The following is a 6,976-nucleotide window of genomic DNA, read 5'->3' as shown; positions in this document are numbered from 1 at the left end:
TGCTCCCGCTGCGGGTGCACGAGCGGGCGCGCGGCCCCGGCGCCGACCGGCACGTCCTCGCGGTCGCACAGCGCGAGGATCCGCCCGGCGTTGGCGGTGGTGTCGGGCACCGCCACGTTGCCGAACACCGTGCAGACGGCCAGCAGGTCGACCTCCGGCGAGGCCAGCGCCAGCATGATCGCCACGGCGTCGTCCACGCCCGGGTCGGTGTCGATGATCAGCCCCCGCACCCCGCGACCCTAACCCCGTCGAGAACGAAGTTGTCGTGATCAACAGGCCCTGTGGATCACGACAACGTCGTTCTCGACGGGAGCCGGCCCTGCGAGATCAGCGGCGGGACGAGAGCCACTTTCGTGCGGCGGGGTCGGACGAGAGCCGCGCTCGTGCGGCCGGGCGCGAGGAGGGGCGTCCTCGCAGGGCTGGCGTGCCCTCGCAGGGCTGGCGTGCCCTCGCAGGGCTGGCGTGGTGGCGCAGGGTTGACCGGGACATCGCAGCGCTGGCTGGTCGTCGCAGCGCTGGCTGGGTTGTCGCAGGGCTGGTGGGGTCGTCGCAGCGCGCCGGCGGTCTGTGAGGACCCCGCGGGTGCTGCGAGGAGCGAACGCCGTGGGCGTGCTGCCCGCTGGACGGGTGGCGCTCGTTGGCTTGCGCTGGTGGACCGAGATCCGTGCTCGCTCGGCCGGCCGCAACGAGGTGTCCTCGCAGGTCCAGCATGGTGTCGGGCGCTGGTTGCGGACATCACAGCGCTGGCTGGGTTGTCGCAGCGCGCCGGCGGGCTGCGAGCACACACCCGGTGCTGCGGGGACACCCTGGAGCGGCGAGCGCGCCGGCGAGGCGCCGCGCAGCGCCGCGAGCCGCGCCGGGCCGGCCCGGTGGGCGCGCAGCGCCCATGATCAAGCAGGGGCCTCGTTGCGGGGGGTGTGGGCGTGCTACCGCGCGCCCCGGGTTCGCGCCTTCGGCGCTCACCCACGCACCCGCTCCGCGGGCGTGCCGCACCAGAGTGGCTCTCGTCCAACCTGGTCGCAAGAGCGCGGCTCTCGTCCAGCCAGCCCGTTCTCGACGGTCACTCGCTGCGGGTGGGTTCGTCGGACTCCGACGCGAGGTCGCGGTCGGCGCGCTCGGTGGTGCCGGCGGCGTCGGGGGTCGGGTGGTTCGGCGACGGGTGGGGGTCCGGGTCGGCGGCGGCGTAGGCGCGCTCGTCCTCCTCGGTGGCGTCCGTCGGGTTGTCCACGCGGCGCGACACCACGCGGTCCTCCTCGGAACGGGACTCCGGCTCCGGCCCGCCCTCGCGGGACTCCTCGATGCGCATGCGCCCGGCTACCCGCCGCCGGCCGGGGGCACACGCCTACGCTCGGTGCATGACCAGCATGTGGGGGTCGCCGCTGTGGACGCGGTGGCTGCGCCGCCGGCGCGACCCGCGCCAGGCCCGCTTCCTCACCCCCGCCTCGCTGCGCTGGGTGCTGCGCAACCGCGCGTACACGCCCTGGTACCTGGTCCGGTACTGGCGGCTGCTGCGGTTCCGGCTGGCCAACCCGCACGTCGTGCTGCGCGGGATGGTGTTCCTGGGCAAGCGGGTCGAGCTGCACGCCCGGCCCGGGTACGGCCGGCTGGAGATCGGCCGGTGGGTGCACCTGGGCGACGGGAACTGCATCCGCTGCCACGAGGGCTCGCTGCGCATCGGCGACAAGGTCGTGATGGGCCGCGAGAACACGATCAACTGCTACCTCGACGTCGAGATCGGGGCGGCGACGATCGTGGCCGACTGGGTGTACGTCACCGACTTCGACCACCGCACCGCCGACGTGCACGTCCCGATCAAGGACCAGGGCATCGTGAAGACGCCGGTGCGGATCGGGCCCGACTGCTGGGTCGGCGCGAAGGTCTCGGTGCTGCGCGGCTCGCGGGTCGGGCGCGGGTCGGTGCTGGGCGCGCACGCCGTGGTCCGCGGCGACATCCCGGAATACTCGGTCGCCGTCGGGGCACCCGCACGTGTGGTGCGCAACCGGCAGGAGGACTACGAGGCCGCGGCGGCCGAGCGGGCCGCGCTGGCCGACATCGCCCGCAAGACGCAGGCCCACGTGAACCGCACCTTAAAACGATCGGAATCGATGTGAGCTGCGACAAGATCGGTAACAGGGGCGAGATCGACAACGTTCTACTGGACGCCAGGCATCCCGTAGTACCGACCGAGGAAGGTCCACCGTGAAGGACACGACAGTGCGCCGCCTGCTCGCACTCGACCAGGAGTACACCGCAGCGGTCAACTCCGCAATCGCCGAGGACCGCGAGGACCTCGTGGCCGAGCTCGCGGACGAGTACCCCGACGCCGCCGCCAAGATCATGATCGCGGACAGCGCGGCCTGAGCTGAGCCAGTGACCGGGGCCCGTCAGCCCCGCCCGACGGCGAACGCGTTGCCGGTCGGGATCTTGGGCCGGGGCAGCTCCCCGCGAGCTCCCCGGCTGGTCGCCGCGTAGACGTCGGCGGTCGCGCGGGCGATCCGCGCCCAGTCGAAGTCCGTGCCCAGGCTCGCCCTCGCCCGCCGGGCCCGCCGCGCCGCCGCCGCCGGATCGACCAGCACCCGACCCACCGCCCGGGCCAGCTCCCCGACGTCCCCCGGTGGGAACGACACCCCGGTCTCCCCGTCCCGCACCACCTCGCCCAACCCGCCCGCGCTGGAGGCCACCAGCGGCGCGCCCGCGGCGGCCGCCTCCAGCGCGACGATCCCGAACGGCTCGTAGCGGCTGGGCAGCACCACCGCGTCGGCCGCGGCGATGGCGGCGGCCAGTTCGTCGTCGGGCAGGTGCCCCAGGAAGCGCACGCTGCGCAGCACGCGGCTGCGGCGGGCCACCTCGACCAGTTGCTCGGCCATCGTGCCCGTGCCGGCGACGAGCAGCCGCGTGCCCGGGTGCGCGTGGCGGATGCGGGGCAGCGCGGCCACCAGGTCGTGCACGCCCTTCTCGTACTCCAGCCGGCCGAAGTAGAGCAGGAACGGGCGCCCGTCCGGGGCGTACCGGGCCCGCGCCGCGGCCACCCGCGCGGCCGGCACCCGCCAGCGCCGCGGGGCGATGCCGTTGCGCAGCACCGCGATCGGGCCGGGGTCGACGTCGAAGAGCTGGGCGACCTCGGCCCGCATCGCCCGCGAGCAGGTGATGAGCGCGTCGGCGCGGCGGACCAGCCACCACTCCACGGAGTGCACCTGCCGGCTCAACGCCGCCGACAGCCAGCCGTTGTAGCGGCCGGCCTCGGTGGCGTGGACGGTGGCCACCAGCGGCACGTCCAGGACGTCGGCCAGGGTGATCGCCGGGTGGGCGACGAGCCAGTCGTGGGCGTGCACGACCTCGGGGCGCCAGTCGCCGAGCCGGGTGAGCGCGGCGCGCACCATCGCGTGGCCCATGGCCAGGGTCCAGGCCACCATGTCGGTCTCGAACTCCAGGTGGGCCGGGTCCTCGGCGACCCGCAGCACCCGGACGCCGTCGATCGTGGTGTCGGTGGTGGGGTGGGTCTCGGCGTCGGTGCCCGACGGCTGCCGCGACAGCACGACGACCTCGTGCCCGGCCGCGGCGAGCTCGGTGGCCAGCGCGTGCACGTGGCGCCCCAGCCCGCCCACGACGACCGGCGGGTACTCCCAGGACACCATCAGCACGCGCACCCTACCCACCGGTGACCCCCGTCGAGAACGAACTTGTCGTGATCGACAAGCCCTGTTGATCACGACAAGTTCGTTCTCGACGGAACAGGGCCCGGGCGTCCAGGGCGCCGAAGGGGTGCGGGAGGAGGGGAGCGGGGAGGGCGGCGGCCAGGTGCTCGACGGCGGCGGCGTGGGTCTCGGCGCGGCGGCGGGCGTAGTCGGCCGCGGAGTCCTTGCTGATCATGAACGCCCAGTCGCTGGACAGCGCCAGCAACGCCTCCTGGGCCATGGCGTCCTGCGCGCGGTCGCGCACCCGGGTGGGGCGCACGGCGTCGAGCAGGGTCTTCTGCACCCGGTCGTTGAGCGCGACGACGTCGGCGACCTGCTCGCCCGCCCACACCCGCCAGTCCTTCCCCGACCCCCACGACGACGCCGGCAGCTCCACCGGGTCGCCGGCGAGCCCGGCATCGGCGGCCCCGCGCAGCGTCGTCACCCGCACGCCGGCCGCGGGCAGCGCGGTCAGCACCCGCTCCAGCCAGGCCGGGCCCTCGTGCCACCAGTGCCCGAACAGCTCGGTGTCGAACGCGGCCACGGTCAGCGCGGGGCGGCCGAGCCGCTCCCGCAGCCCGACCAGGCGCTCCCGCACGACCCGGACGAAGTCGGCGGCGTCGCGGTCGACGGCGGCCGCCGCCCGCGCCGGCTCGTAGGGCCGCTTCTCGTGCGGCGGCACCGAGCGCCCGCTCACCCGGGCCGGTTTGAGGCCCGAGGCGTGGTCCCAGGTGTGGAAGTCGCGGTAGTCGCGCCCTCCCGGGTAGCCCGAGCGCGGCGACCACACCCGGTAGGTGACGTCCAGGTCGCGGCCGAAGGCCAGCACGCCCGAGTCGCCGACGGGGCGGGCCAGCGCGGTGTCGCCGTGCAGCGCGGGCCCGTCGACCAGGAAGCGGGCGACCCCGGCCGCCGCGTACTCCGCGGCCATCCCGGGCGCGTAGCCGCACTCCGGGGCCCAGATCCCGGCCGGCCGCGACCCGGTCCGCAGCGCGGCGTCGGCCAGCCCGGCCTCCAGCGCGAACGCCCGCACCGGGGCCCGCAGCAGCGGCGCGAACGCGTGCATGGCCGGCCCGCCGAGCAGCTCGACGGCGCCCGCGTCGGCCAGTGCGCGCAGCACCGGCGAACCGCCGTGCCGCCAGCGCCCCTCGAACAGCTCCAGCGCCCGCGTGGCCGCGCGGTGCTCGTGCGCGGCGAGGTCGGGCAGCCGGGGCGCGGCGCCGTGCGCGCGCAGCAGCCAGTCGCCCAGCCAGTCGTGCAGCCCGCGCAGGCAGTGCGGGTCGTCCAGCTGGGCGGCCAGCACCGGGGTGACGCCGAGGGTGAGCAGGTCGCGGTGGCCGCGCTCGGCCAGCCGGTGCAGCACGTCGACGACGGGCAGGTAGGAGTGCGCCCACGACTGGTAGAGCCATTCCTCGCCGACCGGCCAGCGGCCGTGGTGGGCGAGCCAGGGCAGGTGGCTGTGCAGGACGAGGCAGAACGTGCCCACCGCACCGTCGCCCACGCCGTGCCGGCCCACCGATCACCCCCGAGCGGCGACCGTACTGCGCCGGCGCTCGCCGTGGATCACCCGGACCCGCCGGCCAGCCGCAGCGCGCCGCGGTCGAGGTCGAGCGTCGCGAGCTGGCCCAGCGGGACCGTGACGGCCCCCGGCCCGTGCCCGACCGGGAACCCGCCGGCGAACGGCACCCCGAAGTGCCGCAGCCGCTCGTCGAGGACGGCGAGCACCTTGCGGGTGGTCGCGCCGTTGTAGGCGCTGCCGTTGAACCTCCCGACGGCCACCCCGGCCACCTGCCCGAGCACGCCGGAGCGCCCGAGGAACGTCAGCCAGCGGTCGACCCGGTACGGCGGCTCGTCGACGTCCTCCAGCAGCAGCACGACGCCCTCCCACGAGTGCCGCGAGACCAGGCTCGTGGCCAGCACGGCGAGGTTGCCGCCCAGCAGCACGCCGTGCGCGGCGCCGCGACCGCTGCGCAGGGCGTAGGTCGGCTCCCTCGGCACGGCGCGCAGGGTGGCGCTGGTGCCGAACGACACCATCGCCCGGCGCAGCGACTCGGCGGCCTCCGGGGTGGGGCCGGTGCGCCCGCCGACGGCCGGCGCGTGCAGGCTCGGCAGCCCGGTCGCCGTCCACAGCGCCAGGTGCAGCGCGGTGATGTCGCTGAACCCGACCAGCAGCTTGCGGCCGCGGTCCCAGTCGATGGCGTCGACGATGCGCTGGGTCCCGTACCCGCCGCGCAGGCACACGACGGCCCGGACGTCCGGGTCGTCCCACGCGGCCTGGAACTCGGCCAGGCGCACCGCGTCCGGCGCCGCGAGGTAGCCCATGCGCGGGTCGCCGCGGTGCCCGTCGCCGCCCCCGTCCACGACCCGCAGGCCCCAGCCGCGCAGCAGGCGGTGGGCGCGGTCGACCGCCTCCGGGGGCGACGGGCTGGCCGGCGACACGAGCGCGACGGCGTCGCCCGGGCCGACGCTCAGCGACCCGGTCACCGGCGCACCGCCACGGTGAGCAGGTCGAGGCCGGCGTCGAGGTCGTCGGCGCGGAGCACGAAGTCCTCCGCGCGCACCGCGGCGACGTCGGCCAGCAGCGCCGCCGGCCAGTCGCCGTCGTCGAGCGCCACGGCCACCTGGGCGTCGACGACCGAGCCGCCGTGGCGGGCGTCGACCTCGCGCAGCCGCGGCCCGTGGTGCAGGCCGAGCAGTTCGACGTCGGCGAACCCGGCCGCGGCGACGAGATCGCCGAGCTCGGCGGGGGCCAGCTCGCGGGTGTGGAACGGGTTGAGCGGGGTGTCGCGCCCGGGGGAGAACGTGATCCGGTTGGGCGTGGAGACCAGCAGCGCGCCGCCGGGGCGCAGCACCCGCCGGCACTCCCGCAGGAACCGCTCCTGGTCCCACAGGTGCTCGACCACCTGCAGCGACACGACGACGTCGCAGGCCCCGTCGCGGACCGGCAGCGCCACCAGGTTCGCCCTGGCCACGCCGACGGCCGGGTAGCGGTTAGCGACGTGGGCCGCGGTCGGGGCGTCGTAGTCGAGGCCGAGCACCGCGCGGGCGCCGTGGGCGAGCAGGTCGGCGCCGTAGCCCTCGCCGCACCCGGCTTCGAGCACGACGGCTCCCGCGCACCGCCGCGCCAGGGCGAGGTAGACGGCCTCGTGGCGGCGGAACCAGTAGTTCTCCCGCGGGATGCCGGGGACGGTGCGCTCGCCGGTGAGCGGGAGCACCTCGGGCAGGGCGTCGACGGGCGTGGGGGAGCGGGGAGCCACGCTGCGACCGTTCCAGACCGGGTGCCGGTTCGTCATCGCCCGGCCCGC

Annotated in this window: 8 protein-coding genes; 2 read left to right on the top strand and 6 right to left on the bottom strand. The window is 75.9% G+C overall.

Annotated features, from left to right (window positions below):
- On the bottom strand, positions 1-176 hold a 176-nt coding region (locus tag KIK08_RS06715; RefSeq protein WP_250556466.1), incomplete at its 3' end, for a nucleoside hydrolase.
- An 884-nt stretch (positions 177-1,060) separates the two neighbouring features.
- Positions 1,061-1,306 (bottom strand): hypothetical protein, encoded by a 246-nt coding sequence (locus tag KIK08_RS06710; RefSeq protein WP_214402123.1) that lies wholly within the window; start codon positions 1,304-1,306, stop codon positions 1,061-1,063.
- A gap of 49 nt (positions 1,307-1,355) precedes the next feature.
- Here KIK08_RS06710 and KIK08_RS06705 point away from each other — a divergent pair, with 49 nt between their 5' ends.
- Complete coding sequence (locus tag KIK08_RS06705; protein WP_214402122.1) at positions 1,356-2,111, top strand: acyltransferase; 756 nt, start codon at positions 1,356-1,358, stop codon at positions 2,109-2,111.
- Between the two features lie 88 nt (positions 2,112-2,199).
- Positions 2,200-2,361 (top strand): hypothetical protein, encoded by a 162-nt coding sequence (locus KIK08_RS06700; RefSeq protein WP_214402121.1) that lies wholly within the window; start codon positions 2,200-2,202, stop codon positions 2,359-2,361.
- A 23-nt stretch (positions 2,362-2,384) separates the two neighbouring features.
- Here the strand turns inward: KIK08_RS06700 and KIK08_RS06695 are convergent, their stop codons facing one another.
- From KIK08_RS06695 to KIK08_RS06680, 4 genes are read right to left on the bottom strand one after another with little or no spacing between them, the layout of a single operon-like run.
- A complete protein-coding gene (locus KIK08_RS06695; RefSeq protein ID WP_214402133.1) occupies positions 2,385-3,647 on the bottom strand; it encodes a glycosyltransferase family 4 protein in 1,263 nt (420 codons plus the stop codon).
- A gap of 1 nt (position 3,648) precedes the next feature.
- A complete protein-coding gene (locus KIK08_RS06690) occupies positions 3,649-5,187 on the bottom strand; it encodes a 1,4-alpha-glucan branching protein domain-containing protein (RefSeq protein WP_308257455.1) in 1,539 nt (512 codons plus the stop codon).
- 47 nt (positions 5,188-5,234) lie between these two features.
- Positions 5,235-6,155, bottom strand: a complete 921-nt coding sequence (locus KIK08_RS06685; RefSeq protein ID WP_214402120.1) for a S66 peptidase family protein — start codon at positions 6,153-6,155, stop codon at positions 5,235-5,237.
- Positions 6,152-6,928: a class I SAM-dependent methyltransferase gene (locus KIK08_RS06680; protein WP_308257454.1), complete on the bottom strand. Its 777-nt coding sequence runs from the start codon at positions 6,926-6,928 to the stop codon at positions 6,152-6,154. The genes KIK08_RS06685 and KIK08_RS06680 overlap by 4 nt, the downstream gene beginning before the upstream one ends.
- Positions 6,929-6,976: the final 48 nt, after the last annotated feature.

The sequence above is a fragment of the Pseudonocardia lacus genome (assembly GCF_018531445.1).
Lineage (GTDB): Bacteria > Actinomycetota > Actinomycetes > Mycobacteriales > Pseudonocardiaceae > Pseudonocardia > Pseudonocardia lacus.
The sequence above is the reverse complement of the archived record's forward strand: the minus strand, read 5'-3'. Positions and strand labels throughout refer to the sequence as shown.